General features: G+C 56.7%; 16 protein-coding genes. 11 read left to right on the forward strand and 5 right to left on the reverse strand.

From position 1 onward, the window contains the following. Nucleotides 1-2: 2 nt before the first annotated feature. Together GOW48_RS19340 and GOW48_RS19345 are read right to left on the reverse strand one after the other, a co-directional pair. Nucleotides 3-1,016, reverse strand: coding sequence for a GDP-mannose 4,6-dehydratase (locus GOW48_RS19340; RefSeq protein WP_170755742.1), 1,014 nt, complete (start codon nucleotides 1,014-1,016; stop codon nucleotides 3-5). Nucleotides 1,017-1,101: 85 nt separating this feature from the next. Further along, entirely contained in the window at nucleotides 1,102-1,626 is a 525-nt protein-coding gene (locus GOW48_RS19345; RefSeq protein WP_170356554.1) for a CBS domain-containing protein, read from the reverse strand. A gap of 110 nt (nucleotides 1,627-1,736) precedes the next feature. Here GOW48_RS19345 and GOW48_RS19350 point away from each other — a divergent pair, with 110 nt between their 5' ends. The 7 genes from GOW48_RS19350 to GOW48_RS19380 all read left to right on the forward strand — a co-directional run bounded on the left by GOW48_RS19350 (nucleotide 1,737) and on the right by GOW48_RS19380 (nucleotide 9,089). Then, complete coding sequence (locus GOW48_RS19350) at nucleotides 1,737-1,922, forward strand: hypothetical protein (RefSeq protein WP_170755743.1); 186 nt, start codon at nucleotides 1,737-1,739, stop codon at nucleotides 1,920-1,922. Between the two features lie 66 nt (nucleotides 1,923-1,988). After that, nucleotides 1,989-3,014, forward strand: a complete 1,026-nt coding sequence (locus GOW48_RS19355; protein WP_170755744.1) for an FAD:protein FMN transferase — start codon at nucleotides 1,989-1,991, stop codon at nucleotides 3,012-3,014. Nucleotides 3,015-3,026: 12 nt separating this feature from the next. After that, nucleotides 3,027-3,269 (forward strand): (Na+)-NQR maturation NqrM, encoded by a 243-nt coding sequence (gene nqrM / locus GOW48_RS19360; RefSeq protein WP_170356551.1) that lies wholly within the window; start codon nucleotides 3,027-3,029, stop codon nucleotides 3,267-3,269. Between the two features lie 65 nt (nucleotides 3,270-3,334). Then, nucleotides 3,335-5,008, forward strand: a complete 1,674-nt coding sequence (locus GOW48_RS19365) for a sulfatase-like hydrolase/transferase (RefSeq protein ID WP_170755745.1) — start codon at nucleotides 3,335-3,337, stop codon at nucleotides 5,006-5,008. 89 nt (nucleotides 5,009-5,097) lie between these two features. Beyond that, on the forward strand, nucleotides 5,098-6,615 hold the full coding sequence (gene gpmI, locus GOW48_RS19370; RefSeq protein WP_170755746.1) for a 2,3-bisphosphoglycerate-independent phosphoglycerate mutase: 1,518 nt from the start codon (nucleotides 5,098-5,100) through the stop codon (nucleotides 6,613-6,615). Beyond that, nucleotides 6,612-7,742: a murein hydrolase activator EnvC family protein gene (locus GOW48_RS19375; protein WP_170755747.1), complete on the forward strand. Its 1,131-nt coding sequence runs from the start codon at nucleotides 6,612-6,614 to the stop codon at nucleotides 7,740-7,742. Before gpmI ends, GOW48_RS19375 begins: the two co-directional genes overlap by 4 nt. A gap of 6 nt (nucleotides 7,743-7,748) precedes the next feature. Further along, nucleotides 7,749-9,089, forward strand: a complete 1,341-nt coding sequence (locus GOW48_RS19380) for a S41 family peptidase (protein WP_170755748.1) — start codon at nucleotides 7,749-7,751, stop codon at nucleotides 9,087-9,089. A 32-nt stretch (nucleotides 9,090-9,121) separates the two neighbouring features. On the opposite strand, the gene GOW48_RS19385 is transcribed toward GOW48_RS19380, so the two are convergent. The 3 genes from GOW48_RS19385 to GOW48_RS19395 form a co-directional block, all read right to left on the reverse strand. Next, entirely contained in the window at nucleotides 9,122-10,648 is a 1,527-nt protein-coding gene (locus GOW48_RS19385; RefSeq protein ID WP_170755749.1) for an MFS transporter, read from the reverse strand. 88 nt (nucleotides 10,649-10,736) lie between these two features. After that, nucleotides 10,737-11,096 (reverse strand): hypothetical protein, encoded by a 360-nt coding sequence (locus GOW48_RS19390; RefSeq protein WP_170755750.1) that lies wholly within the window; start codon nucleotides 11,094-11,096, stop codon nucleotides 10,737-10,739. 10 nt (nucleotides 11,097-11,106) lie between these two features. Beyond that, complete coding sequence (locus tag GOW48_RS19395) at nucleotides 11,107-11,868, reverse strand: DUF6478 family protein (RefSeq protein ID WP_170755751.1); 762 nt, start codon at nucleotides 11,866-11,868, stop codon at nucleotides 11,107-11,109. 241 nt (nucleotides 11,869-12,109) lie between these two features. Here GOW48_RS19395 and GOW48_RS19400 point away from each other — a divergent pair, with 241 nt between their 5' ends. From GOW48_RS19400 to GOW48_RS19415, 4 genes are all read left to right on the forward strand, one after another. After that, nucleotides 12,110-15,196 carry an ABC transporter transmembrane domain-containing protein gene (locus GOW48_RS19400; RefSeq protein WP_170755752.1) on the forward strand — a complete coding sequence of 1,029 codons (3,087 nt, stop codon included), beginning with the start codon at nucleotides 12,110-12,112 and terminating at the stop codon, nucleotides 15,194-15,196. A 359-nt stretch (nucleotides 15,197-15,555) separates the two neighbouring features. Then, on the forward strand, nucleotides 15,556-16,095 hold the full coding sequence (locus tag GOW48_RS22745; RefSeq protein ID WP_331251876.1) for a CPBP family intramembrane glutamic endopeptidase: 540 nt from the start codon (nucleotides 15,556-15,558) through the stop codon (nucleotides 16,093-16,095). A gap of 59 nt (nucleotides 16,096-16,154) precedes the next feature. Continuing rightward, the gene (accD, locus tag GOW48_RS19410; protein ID WP_170356541.1) at nucleotides 16,155-17,078 is read left to right on the forward strand and encodes an acetyl-CoA carboxylase, carboxyltransferase subunit beta; all 924 of its coding nucleotides are present in this window, start codon (nucleotides 16,155-16,157) and stop codon (nucleotides 17,076-17,078) included. After that, nucleotides 17,075-18,349, forward strand: coding sequence for a bifunctional folylpolyglutamate synthase/dihydrofolate synthase (locus GOW48_RS19415; RefSeq protein WP_170755754.1), 1,275 nt, complete (start codon nucleotides 17,075-17,077; stop codon nucleotides 18,347-18,349). Before accD ends, GOW48_RS19415 begins: the two co-directional genes overlap by 4 nt. Nucleotides 18,350-18,414: the final 65 nt, after the last annotated feature.

Raw genomic sequence — 18,414 nt, forward strand, 5'->3', positions numbered from 1 at the left:
CGTCATTTACCATGATAGTCGCGGAACCACGCGACGAACCGGGCAATGCCCTCTTTGAAATCGGTTTGCGGGCGGTACCCTGTCAGGGATTGCAGCAGATCATTATCGGCCCATGTCGCAGGCACATCGCCCATCTGCATGGGCATGTAGTTTCGGATAGCCTTTTTGCCCAAGGCATCCTCAACGGCCTCGATGAAGTCCATCAGCCGCACCTTGTCGCCATTGCCGATATTCACCACCCGCCAAGGCGCTGCCGGAGACAGGCTGTCGCCCTCGGCAATCTGGTCCGCACTGTCCGGGCGCTCGGGCGGCACGTCGATCAGCAGGCGGATACCCCGCACCAGATCCTCGACATAGGTGAAGTCGCGGTACATGTCGCCGTGGTTATAGATGTCGATCGGGCGGTCATCCAGAATGGCGTCCACAAACTTATAGAGCGCCAGATCGGGGCGGCCCCAACTGCCGTAGACAGTGAAAAAGCGGAACATCGTCGTCGGCAGGTTCCACAGATGAGCGTAGGAATGGCCCATCGCCTCATTTGCTTTCTTCGTGGCAGCGTAGATAGTCAGGGGGGTGTCGGCTTTTTCGACCTCGGTAAAGGGCATCTCTTCATTGGCACCGTAAACGGATGAGGTCGAGGCCATCAGCAGATGCGCAACTTTGTGTTCGCGGGCGACCTCCATAACGTTGAACGTGCCCACGACGTTCGAGTTGATATAGCTGCGCGGGTCTTCCAGGCTATACCGAACCCCGGCTTGTGCGGCGAGGTGGACGATGACCTCGGGCTCGAAGTCATCGGCGATCTGTTTCAGGCGGTCGTGATTTTCCAGCAGGTCCTCGGTTGCAGAAAAGCCCGGATTTTGCAGAAGCATCTGGTGGCGGCGCTGCTTGAGGGTGACGTCGTAATAGTCGGTCATCCCGTCATAGCCGTGCACACGAAAGCCTTCGGCCAGCAAGAGCTTGGCCAGATGGAACCCGATGAACCCGGCCGTTCCGGTGACAAGAACCCGTTTCATGCAACCCTCTGTTTCATCGCCGTTTGATGCTGCATCAGGGATACTGTCACGGGGCCGAGGTCAAGGGGATTTTCGCTGCATTCGATCAGCCAACAATCATCTGTTTCATGCGAAGGGCTTCGTATTCTAGCTCTTTCAGACGAAAATGCACAACGTCGCCGATGGTGATCACACCGCGCAAGGCACCGTCAGAAAGAACGGGCATGTGGCGAAACCGCCCCTCGGTCATGGTTTTAAGAACTTGGTTCAGCGGGTCATCAGGTGCGCAGGTTTTGACCTCACGCGTCATCAGGTCCTCGACCGATTGAGGAAGCGTCTGACCGGGGGTGTCGGCCATGCGGCGCACGATATCGCGTTCCGACAGAATGCCTTGCAGTGCGCCGTTTTGGTCTGTAACCAGAACCGCCCCGATTTTCTTTTCCTTCAGCGTGTTCACCACCGAGTGAATCGTATCGTTCGGACGCACCGAGAAGACCGCGTCGCCCTTGCCCTCAAGCAGTTTCGCCACGGTCGTCTGCGAGTGTGACAGGTTCGAGTCGACCGACTGGCTGCGAGTGCTGGTATCGGCTTTATCGCCGCGGGTCGGTGGCTGGTAAGAGCTTGGGGCCATGGGCAATCTCCTTCTGCTTTGTTATTTACCTTAGCGCAGCCGAGCGACCTGTATAGGGTGCAATTGCCCTATCCGGGGAAAACTGCCAAAAACCAAGGATATCTGATCTTTTGTCCGACCTCTATTTGACACCGCCCATCGCGGCATTGATCTTTTTTGCAGTGGTGGTCTGCGGGCACAACTTTCGCATGACATGGAAACAGCAAGCGCCGGGTTGGCAGAAGAAAGCCTGGCTGTTCGGTTTGCCTGCCGGCATTGGCCTTTTGGTTTTAGGCTTCATGCCGCTTAAACTCTGACGTTGGTTTGACTCTGATCAGAGGCGCTGGCATATGCCGGGCACGTTTTCTTAAAAGGGTGCTGTGATGCGTCTTGTCCCCGTTTTGGCTGTTGCTGCGCTGGTGTCTGGCTGTTTGTTCGACAAAGAACCAGAGGTCGTGCGCCTGTCTGGCGAAACCATGGGAACGACCTTCAACATCACCGCCATCGGCGTGGACGTGGACGAAGAAGCCTTGGCAGACGCGGTCGATGAGACTCTGGCCGAGGTCAACGCCAAGATGTCCAACTGGGATCCGACTTCCGAGGTGTCCACCTTTTCTGCGTCGGAAAGCACCGATGCCGTGGCAGTATCTGACGAATTTGCGTTGGTGATTGATGCGGCAAATGACGTGCACGAGAAATCGGGCGGCACGTTTGACGTCACCCTTGGCCCGCTGATCGAGCTGTGGGGCTTTGGCCCGCGCAAACCCGAAGATCCAGTGCCATCGGATGTCGAAATTCAGGCCGCGTTAGACAGCGTCGGTCAGTCCCGCCTGTTGACGCTGGACCGCGAGGCTGGGACGCTGGCCAAATCGGATGCGGGTGTAGGCATCAACTTGTCGGCCATCGCCAAAGGCTATGGCATTGATGCGGTGGCCGAAACGCTGCGCGACGCCGGGATCGAGAATTACATGGTCGAGATCGGCGGCGATCTGGTTACTATGGGTCAGAATGGCAAGAACGAGGCCTGGCGGATCGGGATCGAAAAACCTGAAACCAGCGTGCAGGCCATTCAGTTGATCGTTCAGCTTGACGATCTGGGGATGGCGACCTCGGGCGATTACAAGAACTTCTTCGAACAGGACGGCGTGCGCTATTCGCATATTATCGACCCGGTGACAGGCCGCCCGATCACGCACCGGACCACCTCGGTCACGGTGCTAGCGGAAAACGCGATGATGGCCGATGCCTGGGCCACGGCCATGTTGGCGCTGGGGCAGGAAAAAGGGCTGGAACTGGCCGAAAAGCATAAACTTGCCGTGTATTTCATCTCGCGGGATGTGACAGGGGGCGAAGATGCCTATATCACGGTCCATAGCAGCGCGTTCAAAGACGCGTTGGGCAGCAACTGACGGATACTGATCATGAGCACCTTTATTCTGGCTTTCATACTGCTGGCTCTTGTGATGGTCGGCATGTCGCTGGGCGTGATGCTGATGGGCAAGACCATCAAGGGCAGCTGTGGCGGTCTGAACGCGATCTCGGGTGCGGATAAATGCGTGGTCTGTCAGAAAGATGTCGACCCGAACAGCCCGCTGCGTGATCAGTTGCAGTGCAAGCGCGCCAAGAAGATGCTGGAACAGATGGAACGCGAAGCGCAGGTGTAAATTCCGCTTCGCCGCTGACGCGGAATTGGGTAGCCTCAGCCCCGGACGATCAAAGGGGCGCATCCGTGGCCAAAGCCAAAAACATCCTGTTCATCATGTTCGACCAGCTGCGCTGGGATTACCTGAGCTGTAACGGCCACCCGCATCTTCACACGCCGAATATTGACCGTTTGGCGGCGCGCGGTGTGCGATTTGACGGGGCTTATATCCAATCACCCATTTGCGGCAGCTCTCGCATGTCGACCTATACCGGACGCTATGTGCATTCGCACGGTGCCTCGTGGAACGGCATCCCGCTAAAGGTCGGCGAGATGACGATGGGCGATCACCTGCGCAAGGCCGGAATGGAGTGCTGGCTGGTCGGCAAAACTCATATGCGCGCGGATGCCGAGGGGATGGCCCGGCTGGGTCTGGAGCCTGACAGCCTGATTGGGGCCCGTGTGGCCGAATGCGGTTTTGACGTGTTCGAACGCGATGACGGGATGCTGCCCGAGGGGCCGGATGGTTATTACGATCCGGACGGCGCGAAAGAGTACAACAAGTACCTCACTGCCAAAGGGTATGAGAGTGACAACCCGTGGCACGATTTTGCCAATTCCGGTCTGGACGCAGATGGCAACGTACTGTCTGGCTGGTTCCTGAAGCACTCGACCGAGGCGGCAAATATCGCCGAGGAAGACAGCGAAACCCCATACCTGACCGGGCGCGGGATCGAGTTCATGGATACTCATGACGGCCCCTGGTGTTGCCATCTGAGCTTCATCAAGCCCCATTGGCCTTATATCGTGCCCGAACCCTATGCCTCGATATACGGCCCCGATGACGTGCTGCCGGTGAACCGGTCCAAGGCTGAGCGTGACAACGCACATCCCGTTCTGCGCGCTTTCATGGACACAAAGATTGGCCAGACATTCTCGCGGCAGGATGTGCGCGAGGCGGTGATCCCCGCCTACATGGGTCTGATCAAACAGGCCGACGACCAGATGGGCCGCCTGTTCGACTGGATGGAAAAAACCGGCCGGATCGAGGACACGATGATCGTGCTGACCTCGGATCACGGCGATTTTCTGGGCGATCACTGGATGGGGGAGAAGACCTTCTTCCACGACGCTTCGACCAAAGTGCCGCTGATCATCTATGATCCATCGTCCGCCGCTGACGCCACGCGCGGCACGGCCTGTGATGCGTTGGTGGAATCCATCGATCTTGCCCCGACCTTTCTGGATGTGGCCGGTGGCGCAGATGCCTCGCATATCCTCGAAGGACATTCCCTGTTGCCGATCCTGCATGGGACACAGGCGGAAACTCCGCGGGATGTGGTGATTTGCGAATATGATTATTCGGCCTCGCCACTGGCGGAGAAACTGAATGCCTCGGTCCGCGATGCGGTGATGTTCATGGTCGCCGACAGGAAGTGGAAGCTGATCCATTGCGAGGGTGGCCATCGTCCTTTGCTGTTTGATCTGGAAAACGATCCACAGGAATTGACCGATCTGGGCGACAGCGCCGACCACGCCGACATCATCGCGCAAATGTATGAGCATCTGTTTGCGTGGACCCGCAGGCAGTCTCAGCGCACCACGCGGTCCGAGGCGCAATTGATCGAGATGCGGACCAAAAGCCGGGGCAGGGGTGTTGTTGTCGGCATCTATGATGAAAACGACATGCCGTTGGAGTTGACGGTGAAATACCGAGGCCGCAAAGCGCGCCCGTATCGGGAGATTGTCGGCAAGGATTAAATTCACCGCGTCTACGCCAAAAGGCGGTTCACCCGGCGTCGGCCAAGGGGTAAAAGGTCAGGCAAGAGCAGCAATCCCGGAGAGTCCGAATGACCGCGCCCAAACCTGTCGTCCTGTGCATTCTTGATGGTTGGGGTCTGTCCGAGGACACCAAGGCCAATGCCCCCTATCTGGCGCAGACCCCGACATTCGACGCAATCATGGCGCGGGGGCCGCACGCGCAGCTGATCACACACGGGCCTGACGTGGGTTTGCCCAGCGGTCAGATGGGTAATTCCGAGGTCGGCCATACCAATATTGGCGCAGGCCGCGTGGTGGCGATGGATCTTGGGCAGATTGATCTGGCGATCGAGGATGGGACATTTTTTGACAACGCGGCCCTTCAGGATTTCATCGCTAACGTTAGGGCGGCGAATGGAACTGCGCATTTGATGGGTTTGGTCTCGGATGGCGGCGTGCATGGGCACCTAAACCACATCGTCGCGGCGGCCAAGGCGATCACAGATGCGGGCGTGCCCGTGGCGCTTCACGCGGTGACCGATGGCAGGGACGTGGCGCCCAAATCGGCTTTCACATATATCGCCGAGCTGGAAGAGCGTCTGCCCAAAGGCGCACGCATCGTCACCGTCAGCGGGCGCTATTTTGCGATGGACCGCGACAATCGGTGGGAGCGTGTCAGCGAAGCCTATGCTGCCATGATCAACGGGCAGGGGCGGGCGGCGAGCACGGCGCATGGGGCCATCGACCACGCCTACAATCAGTCGGAAACCGATGAATTCATCGTGCCAACGGTGCTGGAGGGGTTCGACAGGGTGAACGATGGCGACGGGTTCTTCTGCCTGAACTTCCGCGCCGACCGCGCCCGCGAAATCCTGCGCGCGATTGGCGAGCCGGGTTTTGCCGATTTCGACACCGGGCCGCGTCCGCATCTGTCGGCTTTGCTGGGAATGGTGGAATATTCAGACGGCCACAACGCCTATATGACCACTGTATTCCCCAAGCGAGACATTGTGAACACCCTCGGTGAATGGGTGGCCAAACAAGGTCTGCGTCAGTTCCGTTTGGCCGAGACCGAGAAATACCCCCATGTCACCTTCTTCCTGAACGGCGGCAAAGAAACCCCTGAAGTGGACGAGGACCGCTTCATGCCCAAATCGCCCAAAGTCGCTACTTATGATTTGCAGCCCGAGATGTCATCGGCCGAGGTGACAGCGAAATTTGTTGAGGCGATTGAGGCCGGGTATGACCTGATCGTCACCAACTATGCCAACCCGGATATGGTCGGCCATACCGGCGATCTGCAGGCGGCGATCAAGGCGTGTGAGGCGGTGGATCAGGGGCTGGCGCAGGTGATCGAGGCGCTGAACAAGGCAGGGGGTGCGATGATCGTGACCGCCGACCACGGCAACTGTGAAATGATGTTCGACCCCGAAACCGGCGGACCGCACACGGCGCATACGCTGAATCCGGTGCCCGTGGCCCTGGTTGGTGGTCCTGAGGGCGCGGCTTTGCGCGACGGACGCCTGTCCGATTTGGCCCCCACTTTGCTAAACCTGATGGGGTTGGACCAACCGCCGGAAATGACTGGGCAGAGCCTGCTGTCATGAGGCTACGTGCGGCTCTTGCTTTTGTCATTCTTGGATCACCCGTTTACGCGCAGACAGATCCTGCTACGGCGGCGTTGAATGCAGCCCGGCAACTGGAGCAAGCGTCAATCACCCTAACCGAGGCAGACAGCGCCCGTGACAGGGTTCGCGCCCTGACAGCAACCATTCAGGCCTATGAGGCTGGATTGACGGCCATGCGCGACGGGCTTCGACAAGCGGCAACACGTGAAGCGCAACTGTCCGCCGAGCTGCGGGCGCGCGAAAAGGACGTCGCGCAGCTGCTTGGTATTTTACAAACCATAGAAACTACAAGCCCGCCTGTTTTGATGCTGCACCCGTCCGGCCCGCTCGGGTCGGCGCGCGCGGGGATGATGCTGTCAGAGGTCACACCCAGCTTGAACGCCCGCGCGCAGTCGCTTGCGCGAGACCTGCAAGAAGTACAAACACTACGTTTGCTGCAGCAAAATGCATCCGAGACACTGGTCGAGGGGTTGGCTGGCGTACAAACCGCGCGCACCCGTTTAAGCGAAGCCATCGCTGACCGTACCGACTTGCCCCGCCGCTTTGTCGAAGATCCGATCCGCACAGCGATCCTGATCTCGTCCACCGAAACTCTGGACGGGTTCGCCAGCGGGTTGTCTCAGATTTCCGAGGGTGAGATTGCAGCCACAAACGCGGATGTCTCTGGTAAGAAAGGGCAGATACAGCTGCCAACTCAGGGTGTCATTCTGCATCACGCGGACGAAACAGATGCTGCGGGCGTAACACGTCCCGGTATTGTGCTTGCAACGCGGCCTAGGGCAATTGTTACATCTCCGACAGCGGCAACGATCCGATACCGCGGACCACTGCTGGATTTAGGGAATCTGGTAATTCTCGAACCTCAACCTGGGCTTTTGTTTGTGTTTTCGGGCCTGCAGGAGGTTTACGGTGAGACCGGACAGGTTATCCCCGAAGGCTCTCCGGTGGGGTTAATGCCGGGTGAGACGCCAGAAATCGGCGCTATTTTGTCAACAAGCGGTGATGGCACTGGAACTGACCGGTCAGAAACGCTCTATATAGAGGTAAGACAGGATAATAGCCCCGTGGACCCGGAATCTTGGTTTCGGACCGACAAGGATGGATAAACGAGTATGAAGAAATTTGTGATGGCCGGTCTGGCCGGAACCCTGGCAGGCGTAATTGCAACAACTCAGATTGCTGGGCCGTTGCTGGCGCAAGAGGCCGAAAGCAAGGCCAGTGTCTACGAACAGCTTGATCTGTTTGGCGACATTTTCGAACGCATTCGCGCACAGTACGTGGAAGAGGTCGACTCGGAAGATTTGATCGAAGCAGCAATTGACGGGATGCTGACATCGTTGGACCCGCATTCCAGTTACCTGTCCCCGAATGACGCGGAACAGATGCGCGTGCAGACCAGAGGCGAATTTGGCGGGTTGGGAATTGAAGTCACCCAAGAAGAAGGGTTTGTGAAAGTCGTTTCGCCTATAGATGGCACTCCGGCGGACGAAGCTGGAATCGAGGCGGGCGATTTCATCACGCATGTCGATGGTGAAAGCATTCTGGGTCTGACGCTAGACAAGGCCGTTGATCTGATGCGTGGCCCGGTTGGGTCCGAGATCGTGATCACCGTGGTGCGCGAAGGCGAGCAGGAACCATTCGACGTCACAATTGTTCGCGATACTATCAAACTGACCGCCGTACGCGCGCGGACTGAGGGCACCAGCGTTGTATTGCGAGTGACCACATTTAACGATCAGACCTTCCCGAACCTGCAGACCGGTCTGGACGAACAGATCAAAGAAATCGGTGGAATCGACAAAGTTAACGGCGTCGTACTGGACCTTCGAAACAACCCTGGCGGGTTGCTGACACAAGCCATCAAGGTTTCGGACGCCTTCCTGAACGAAGGCGAAATCGTCTCGACCCGTGGTCGCGATCCGGGCGAGGGCGAACGGTTCAACGCTACCGCTGGCGATCTGGCTGAGGGCAAGCCGATCGTGGTTCTGATCAACGGCGGTTCTGCCTCGGCCTCCGAGATTGTGGCCGGCGCACTGCAGGATCACCGCCGCGCTATCGTTGTCGGCACCAAGAGCTTTGGCAAAGGCTCGGTCCAAACGGTCATGCCGTTGCGTGGGGATGGGGCGATGCGTCTGACCACGTCGCGCTACTACACTCCATCAGGACGTTCGATTCAGGCACTTGGAGTCAGCCCGGATATCATCGTGGAACAGCCACGCCCCGCGCCGGCGACCGAAGAAGAGGAAGACAACCGTCCCTCACGCTCCGAAGCTGACCTGCGTGGCAGCCTGAACAATGACAGCCTCAGCGAAGATGAAATCCGGCAAATCGAGGAAGATCGCGCGAAAGCCGAAGCAACAGCGGAGTTGCGCGAAGAGGATTATCAGTTGGCCTACGCAATTGATATCCTTAAGGGTTTGTCGGCCTTCAACCCGAACGGCCCATCCCAATAACAAGAAAGGGCCGCTCAAAAGGCGGCCCTTTTCTACTCCTCGATCTTTCGTAATTTTTCTTCGTTCAACCGTAGGGCAAGGATTACTCCGACCGAAACGGAGAGGGCGGCAAAAACAAAGGCCATATTCATTCCAGCATCAAACGCCGAAGCGATCGCGGCTTTAACCTTTTCAGCTTCGGCCGAGCTGAGTTTAGCCATGACAGCTTTTGCAGAGTCCGTGGTGAGCGTGCCGCCGTTTATGGCCCTCTGATCGGTCTCAGACATCTGAATCCCGTCCGCACCAAGCTGTCTGGCAAGGCTGGACAAGCTGGTGACGTACATAATGGCCGTGGCTATCGCGACCGAGATCGCCCCGTACACGAGATGGGCCATAAAGCTCAACCCGCCTACAAGTCCGGCGCGTTCAGGCTTGACTGCGCTCACGGCGGCTGTACCCGAAGGCCCGACCGTTAATGTTGCACCAAGCCCGATCATGGCCATGCCTGGCAATATCTGGAAGTATCCAAGCCCAGTTGGCATCACCACGATGCTGATTGCTCCAAACGTGGCGAACAGATACCCCCATAACAACAGGCGTTTGGGACCGAAGTCGTTGTACAGAGTACCGGATACAATAGATCCGACTGCCAGCAATATGGTGAGGGGCGCCAATCCCAGCGCCGAGTGAAAGACGGACCAGCCCAGAACCTTTTGCATGTATTGAGGGAAATAAAGTAACCCTACAAAAACCGCCGACACATTGAACATATTCAGGCCCAACGTGATCCGAAACTCGCGATTTTGCATCATTTGAGGCAACAGCAACGGTTCTTTCACGCGCTTTTCGACCTTTGGAAAGGCAACGAACAAAGCAGCGCTAACGAAGAACAGCATCAGAAGCGGCGGCGACACCCATCCCCAATCCGCACCAACGTCCAGCCCGTAAAGTAAAAGCAAAACGGCAAAAGACAAAACGGCCATCCCGGCAAAATCCAAATGTTCGCCCTGTTTGTGTTGGGTTTCCCGCTCCATCAGCACCAGCGCGGTGACCATTGAAATGGTTGAGAACACCACGTTAGCCAGGAAAAACAAACGCCAGTCACCAAAACTGACCGCCGCGCCACTGATCAGCGGTCCGATGACGTTCCCGGTCGTGACGCCAGCGAGGATCATCCCCATAATTATCGCGCGATGTTCAGGCTTCGATATTTTGGTCGCACCAAAGGCCAATGTACACGGCCAGACACAGCCCGCACCGATGCCCTGTAACGCCCGAGACACGATCAGAAAATCCAAACTGGGCGCAAAAAAGCACATAAGGGACGCGAACAGAAAAATAATAAGGCCGTTCAGCATCATACGACGATGGCCAAACATATCTCCCATCCGTCCTCCGGCGACCATCGTCATCGCAAAGAACAGAGCATAGATGTTCAAAACCCATTGAGTACTGGTGATATCCGCGTCAAAGCTGTTTTCGATCGCCGGTACCAGGATCAATGCACCGGTAAAATCTATTCCGATGCCAAACCCAGTCACCATCAACGCGATGACTTTGATTATGCTGGTGCGATCCATGTAAACATCCTGAGTCTAAAAAATGGAACCAGTGATGCATGAAATTGGTTTTTAAGATAGAAAAAAGAGGGAACGTATTCGCAGAAGGTTAGTCCGAAGCGCTGTGTGACCTGCGGAACGCTTGCTTCAACATATCCAACTCGGCACGCAACAGCTCAACCTCGACCCGCAGATCATTTTCAACCGGTGAGCCTGCAATGATCGAGAAATCGCCTAGCTTTTCCGAGGTCGCTTCATCGACAACTAAAAATGTGTGCACCCCATCCGATAAAGCTGAATTGGGGACCGGCACAGTTAAACGCCATCCGTCATCCATCTCTGTCAGTTCGGTGTCCACGATTTCCTGATCACGGTATCTGACCTTGACGCAAGGTTCTTCGTCTGCGGTCAGATGAGCTTGCCAAATGCCGTTTTCAAGAAATAGAGGCGTGAGAGAAAGCTGTTTCATTGACGGGGCCTCACAAATCGGCTCGGTGGTGTCGGCAGAAAGTCAGATCGTGCAGCACAACGCTGTTCATAGAAGGACGGTCAAAAATCACGTCCAACCAGACCTTCTGAATCCGCTGTTCATTCAAAGGCAGATGCGCCAGGTCAAAATCGATCGCGTGGGACATATCACATCGCTCTAACCCGCGCAGCACCTGATCTGTGTTCGGTCCGTGCTGTATGTTAAGCCGGGCCATGGCGCTTATCTCGCGTTCCGCCTGCAAACCGAGATCGACCCGGAAAAGATGCTCTTTGGTCAGATTCCAGGTCGCTTCAGATGGAAGTTCCACTGATACCGATAGGAACGACCCGCTGAACGCAAATACCTCTGTGCTTAGGCCGAATGGAGCGAGGTCTTTATCCGTGGCATTTCTAATTTGTCGCGCGGCTATCTCACACAGGGCGCAGTCATGGAACAATGTCACCTGACCGTCCAACTCTGCTTTGCGCGGGACCGACGCGACGCCTCGGCGGGGCAGGGGCCGACGCCACAAATCCGGACGCCAAGACCAATCCGTTCCAAGAGGTTTGGGAAACTGCTCGGACCCGACCGACGGCCACCTTAACCTACTGTCAGCTTGAGAAATCAAACTGTCCAGATGAGAGCGCAGTTTGCGGGCTTCATCACGTTGTTTTCTCAACTGCAGCGTTTTTGTAGCCGACGCATCCTGCGCAGCTTGGCGCCAACGGGCAAGAACCCGTTGGTGAATATAGCGATCCAGAAGTTTGCCCATGGTCCCATCGCCTGAAATTGCCTTTCTTTAATCAAAGACCGGGTCAAAGATAAGGCGCAAACGGTGTAGCGGGGATTAAATTTTGATTTTTAGCTAACGCTTTCTAGTGGGCAGGCAGTTTGTTGTCTGATAGGCGATCCACCGTTCTTGCAATCGGTCGGGCCAATGCGTACCGTCCGGCACCTGATTGCCGTGGATCATCCGAATACTACGTACCAAAACCGTGAGGCAGGGCCGGGGCATGGAACCCACTCTTTTTTCATTCATTTGGAAATATTCCAAGAAACAGCAGCTAATTCTGTTGGTGCTCACCGTCTTGTCTTTTCCTTTTCTCTACGCCTCATTGGAGTTGCCGAAACAGATCATAAATGACGCGATTGGCGCGCCGGCAGATACCGTCACAGTGTTCGGAATAACGGTCACACAAGTTCAGTACCTGCTGATCTTGTGTGTGGCATTTCTGGCCACGGTCATCGCCAGCGGGTTGATGAAGATGCGCATCAACACGATGAAGGGCGTGCTGGCCGAGCGGATGCTGCGGCGTCTGCGATTCACCTTGATCCACCGCACCATGCGGTTCCCCAAATCGTACTTTGCCACCACCAGTCAGGGTGAGTTGGTGTCGATGATCACGTCTGAGGCCGAACCGATGGGCGGGCTAATGGGTGACGCCATCGCACAACCAGTGTTCCAATTCGGCCAGATGATGACCATCGTGACCTTTTTGTTCATGCAAAGTGTGTGGTTCGGCCTTGCCAGTATCGCCCTGATCCCATTGCAGGCGTGGCTGATCCCAAAACTGCAGCGCCAGATTAACCTGTTGAACAAGGATCGTATTCAGCAGGTGCGACAGCTGAGCTCGGAGATTGGCGAAAGTGCAGCTGGCATCAGTGATCTGCGCGCGAACGGTGGATGGCGTTATCGCCTGGCGCAGTTCAGTTACCGACTTGGGACTTTGTTCGAGATCCGCTTCAAGATTTACAACAAAAAGTTCTTCATGAAGTTCCTCAACAATCTGATCACTCAGATGACGCCCTTTCTGTTTTATTCGGTCGGCGGTTATCTTGCGATCACCGGAGAGGTCACGGTCGGCGCGCTTGTTGCGGCTCTGGGCGCGTATAAAGATCTGAGTGGCCCTTGGAAGGATCTTCTGACCTACTACAATCAAGTTCAGGACATGTCATTGCGCTGGGAAATCGTTACCGAGCGTTTTGCGCCGGACAACATGATCCCGGAAGAGCTGTTCGTAGGTGAGCCTGAAACGATCCCGCGCCTTACAGGCGACATCGAGTTGCACAATGTGACTGTCCGCGACGATGACGGCAAAACGATCCTCGAAGACATCGACCTGACGATACCAAGTGGCGCTCGGGTCGCCATCAAGTCGTCGAGCGCAGCAGAACGAAGTGCTCTGGCACAGGTGCTGACACGCGAGTTGTTACCAGTTCAGGGCGATATCAAGATCGCAGGCCATAACCTTGCGAGCCTGCATCAAGCCGTCATTGCCGCCCGTATCGGATACGCCTATTCACGCCCGTACTTGTTTGACGGGACATTGGGCGACAACCTCTTGATGCCGCTGCGCACCCATCCGCAACAATCAGATGATGAAGCGAATACCCCAACACGGTGGAAGATAGAAGCCGAGCGATCCGGGAACCCAACCGACTCACTTTCCGCGGAATGGATTGATCCGGGCCTTGCGGGGCTGGAAAACGCTGACCAGATTCGCGACTGGTGGTTCGAGCTGGTCGAAGCGATGGGGATCGACGAGTTCATGTTCCGCCGCACTTTGCGTACACAGTTTGATCCAGCGCAACATCCGGCGCTGGCGCGCGACGTTGTAGCGCTTCGCGAGAGCGTCGCGCAGCGGCTGCGCGAAAAGAACCTGGACCGATATGTGTACCGGTTCGATCCCGACCGGTTTAACCCGGCTGTGCCGTTGGGCGGCAACTTGCTGTATGCAGCCCCGTCCCGCGATATTTCTCCGGACATTCTGGCCGGTGACGGGCGGTTTCTGGCAATGCTGCGGGCACATGATCTGGATGACGAAGCAATGGCTATAGCCCGGGCCGTTCTGCACACGCTGAACCAGACTTTCGGGCGCGATGGAACAGATCACCCTCTGTTTCTGCGGCTGGGCATGACAAAGGACATGTACTACCGTCTGCTGGACATCGAAGATCGCCGTAAGGCCAAGGGCGACGATGCCATCAACGAACGTGAGCGTGCATTGCTGCTAACCGTTCCGTTTTTGTTGACTGCCGAGCAAATTGGCCCCGACTTTCCCGATGAATATAAGGAAAAGATTCTTTCCATCCGCAGCGGTCAGGCCGAAAGGTTGCGCGCCTCAATGAATGGCATGTTCATTCCTGTCGCCCCAGACACCTATATCGACCGCATGACCGTTATGGAAAACGCACTGTTCGGACGGATTTCTCTTACTGCGGGTGCCCACGCCGAAGACATCGAAGATGTAGTCGCCGAAGCGATGAACGAAGCGGGTCTGCGCCGCCGCGCAGCGGCCATCATCTATGACCTGCCATCGGGTCTGGGCGGGAACAATCTCCCGACAGTATTCCAGGAACGTGCGGCCTTTTCCCGTGCAGGGATCAAGCGGCCCGACGTTCTGATTCTGGACACAGCGTTGGCAAGCCACGATTCGGAAAGCCGTTTGCGTACACGTCTTAAGCTGCGTGAATTGCTGCCCGACTCAATCATGATTTTCATGGAAAACCGGTTTGACCATCCCGAAGCCTATGACCTTTTTGTGGAAATCAAGGACGGTCGGATTGATGGCGTATCTAAAGCTCGCGTTGAAGACGAGCCAGATGCCACGGCCGATTTGAGCCGCAAACTCAAGATCATTTCCTCGACCGAGCTGTTTTCGGGCGTCGATGGCCGCAACCAAAGACTGCTGGCCTTTTCTGCCCAATGGTATGACGCAACCGCCGGTCAGGTGATCTTTTCACGCGGACAGGCTCCAGATGCCGCCTATTTGTGTATTTCTGGTCAAGCAAGGCTGGAATGGCCTGAAGAAGGCGGAGAAGCGCGGCCGATCTCAGATGTCGAACCTGGTCGACTGATTGGGGATCTGTCCGTCATCACAGGCGATCCGCGCCAATTGGACCTCGTGGCTGTTAGCGATTGTTCTTTTTTACGGATAGGAGCCGAGGAGCTACGCGCTGTTGTTGATAGCGACGCAAAAGTCGCAACGCAGCTGTTGCAAACAGTGGCCGGATACCTGACATCACTCGCCGTCCGTGTAAACGAAAAGGACTCGACCATTTTCTTTGAAGGCACCGACGCTGCAGGTCCGGAAACTTGAACATGGGCAAGCGAACACGTCCGACTTATTCGGCCCATGAAGTGTTGGTGGCCCAGGCCAGATCAAACCCTGAATTGTGGAGGCTTTTTGCGGGTCTAGGATTGATCGTGGCGGTCGTTATCGCATTGAACCTTGCGATTTTCGCTTTCGCGGCTTGGGTGGGATCCTCCGCTTGGGCCGCTGGGCTTTTGACCGGATCGACACCATTCGCGCTGCTTGTGTTGCTGGCCAGCTTTGCATTCGTGACTGTCGGAGTAAGATTGGCCGTACGGCAAGTACACCACAGAAACTTGCGATCGGTCTTGGGCCCGTTTCCGGAAACCCTTGTCCAATTCTGGCGCGTTTTCAGGACATTGCTCTTGCTTGGAGCGGTCGTTGCCGTTTTGCCACCTTACGACATGGGCACCGAGTTGATCTCCAATACACCACTTGCGACATGGCTGATGTTTTTACCTTTGTCGCTTGCAGCTGTCCTGATTCAAACAAGCGCCGAAGAGATCCTGTTCCGCGGCTATATACAACAGTCTTTGGCGGCGCGATTCAGGTCGCCACTTATTTGGATCGGTGTGCCGTCCATTTTATTTGCAGCTGGTCACTACGCACCCGGAACCGCCGGTTCCAATGCTGGTCTTATTGCGCTGTGGTCCTGCATGTTTGGCGTTTTGGCTGCGGACCTAACGGCCCGAGCAGGCACATTGGGGCCCGCTATCGCGCTACACTTCTTTAATAACATCATTGCGTTATTGTTTATCTCGCTGCCTGATAGCCTCAGCAGTCTTGCGCTTTACGTGCTGCCATACGACATGTCGGACACCGATGTTCTGCGGCAGTGGCTACTTGTCGATTTCGCTGTGATGATTGTCGGATGGCTCGCTGCGCGACTTGCACTCAGGCGTTGATTGCATTTCTTTCCGTAGCGTCTTATTTGACGTCAAAGCCGCATCAGCAAGGTTCCGATATGAACTGGATCACAAACTACGTCCGCCCCCGGATCAACTCGATTTTCTCTCGCCGGGAAGTGCCAGAAAATCTCTGGCACAAGTGCGACGAATGCGGAACCATGTTGTTTCACCGCGAATTGGCAGAAAACCAGAATGTCTGCACCCAGTGCGACCATCACATGGCAATCACCCCGCGCGATCGCTTTGCGCATCTCTTTGATGGCGGCATTTTCACCGAAGTCGACGTACCTGCCCCCAAGGATGATCCGCTGCAGTTCCGCGATCAGAAAAAATACCCCGATCGCATGAAGGCAGCGCAGAAAAAGACCGGCGAAAAAGAGGCGATGCTGGTCGCCGCTGGCGAAATTGGCCGCACCCCGATCATTGCCGCTGCTCAGGACTTCTCGTTCATGGGCGGTTCGATGGGCATGTACGTAGGCAATGCCATCATCGCTGCCGCGCAAGAGGCGGTAAAGCTGAAACGCCCGCTGATCCTGTTTTCTGCAGCCGGTGGAGCGCGGATGCAGGAAGGCATCCTGAGCCTGATGCAGATGCCCCGCACCACGGTCGCGGTTGAGATGCTAAAGGAAGCGAACCTACCTTATATCGTCGTCCTTACCCACCCGACTACCGGGGGTGTGACCGCGTCTTATGCGATGCTGGGCGACGTACATATTTCCGAGCCCAACGCACTGATCTGTTTCGCCGGCCCCCGCGTGATCGAGCAGACTATTCGTGAAAAACTGCCCGAAGGGTTCCAGCGGGCCGAATACCTTCTGGATCACGGAATGCTGGACCGTGTGACCAAACGGACCGAAATGCGCGACGAACTGATCACCATCACCCGTATGCTGATGAACCAGCCGCCCGCGGTCAAAGGCGATCTGCCTGCACCCACACCCCAAGAGGCCGAAGCGGCCGCACCCTCGGCTGAAAAATGATATCCTCCTCTTCTGACGTCATCCTTGACCGGATGATGGCGCTGCACCCCAAGATCATTGACCTGACCTTGGACCGCGTCTGGCGTTTGCTGGCCGCACTGGACAATCCGCAGACCAAACTGCCACCGGTGATCCATGTCGCGGGCACCAATGGCAAGGGCTCGACACAGGCCATGATCCGAGCCGGTCTTGAAGGGGCAGGGCTATCGGCTCATGCCTATACCTCACCGCATTTGGCTCGTTTTCATGAACGCATCCGTCTTGCCGGACAGTTGATTTCGGAACCCGCTCTGACCGAGGTACTGGACGAATGCTACGCCTCGAATAATGGCGAAAACATCACCTATTTCGAAATCACGACCTGCGCCGCCCTGCTGGCTTTTGCCAGAACGCAAGCGGACTACACTTTGCTCGAGGTGGGCTTGGGTGGCCGTCTGGACGCCACCAACGTGATACATGAGCCCGCTGTGACGGTGATCACGCCCGTGTCCATTGACCACGAACAGTTCCTTGGCAACACGCTTGGCAAGATTGCCGCAGAAAAGGCAGGCATCATCAAACCCGGCGTGCCCTGTATCGTCGGGCCGCAGCAGGATGAGGCGCTCGAGGTTATCGAGTACACCGCCGCTCGTCTGGGCGCTCCGCTGCTGATCCAAGGCCAACACTGGCATGTCCATGAGGAAAACGGACGCCTGATCTATCAGGACGAAACCGGGTTGCGCGACTTGCCGCTGCCGAACCTGTTGGGCGCACACCAGAATCAGAATGCAGGCGCTGCAGTCGCAGTTCTGCGCCACCTGAATATGGGCGATGACGCCTATGAGGCTGCCGTGACCCGTGCCGAATGGCCCGCACGAATGCAGCGCCTGAAAACAGGTCCGCTGGTCGAGGCCGCCGCCCAGGCCGAACTGTGGTTGGACGGAGGGCACAACGCCGCCGCCGGGATTGCTCTGGCCGATGTGCTGGCGAAACTGCCGCAACGCCCCACGCATATGATCTGCGGGATGCTCAACACTAAAGACGTCACCGGCTATCTGGCCCCGCTGGCCCAACAGGCCCAAAGCCTGACCGCCGTGTCCATCCCCGGTGAGGCCGCAACACTCAGCGCGGAAGACACCGCATCCGCTGCTGCCAAAGTCAACCTGCCAGCCACCACCGCACACAGCGTCGCTGATGCCCTCAACGCCATCACCACCAAAAACCCGCAGGCCCGCGTCCTGATCTGTGGCTCACTCTATCTGGCCGGTCACATCCTGCGCGAAAACGGATGAACCAAATCCGCGTAGCTTCATCTGGCTAAAAATACCTCGGGGGAGGCGCGCGCAGCGCGACGGGG

This window comes from Ruegeria lacuscaerulensis (assembly GCF_013033355.1).
GTDB lineage: Bacteria > Pseudomonadota > Alphaproteobacteria > Rhodobacterales > Rhodobacteraceae > Ruegeria > Ruegeria lacuscaerulensis_A.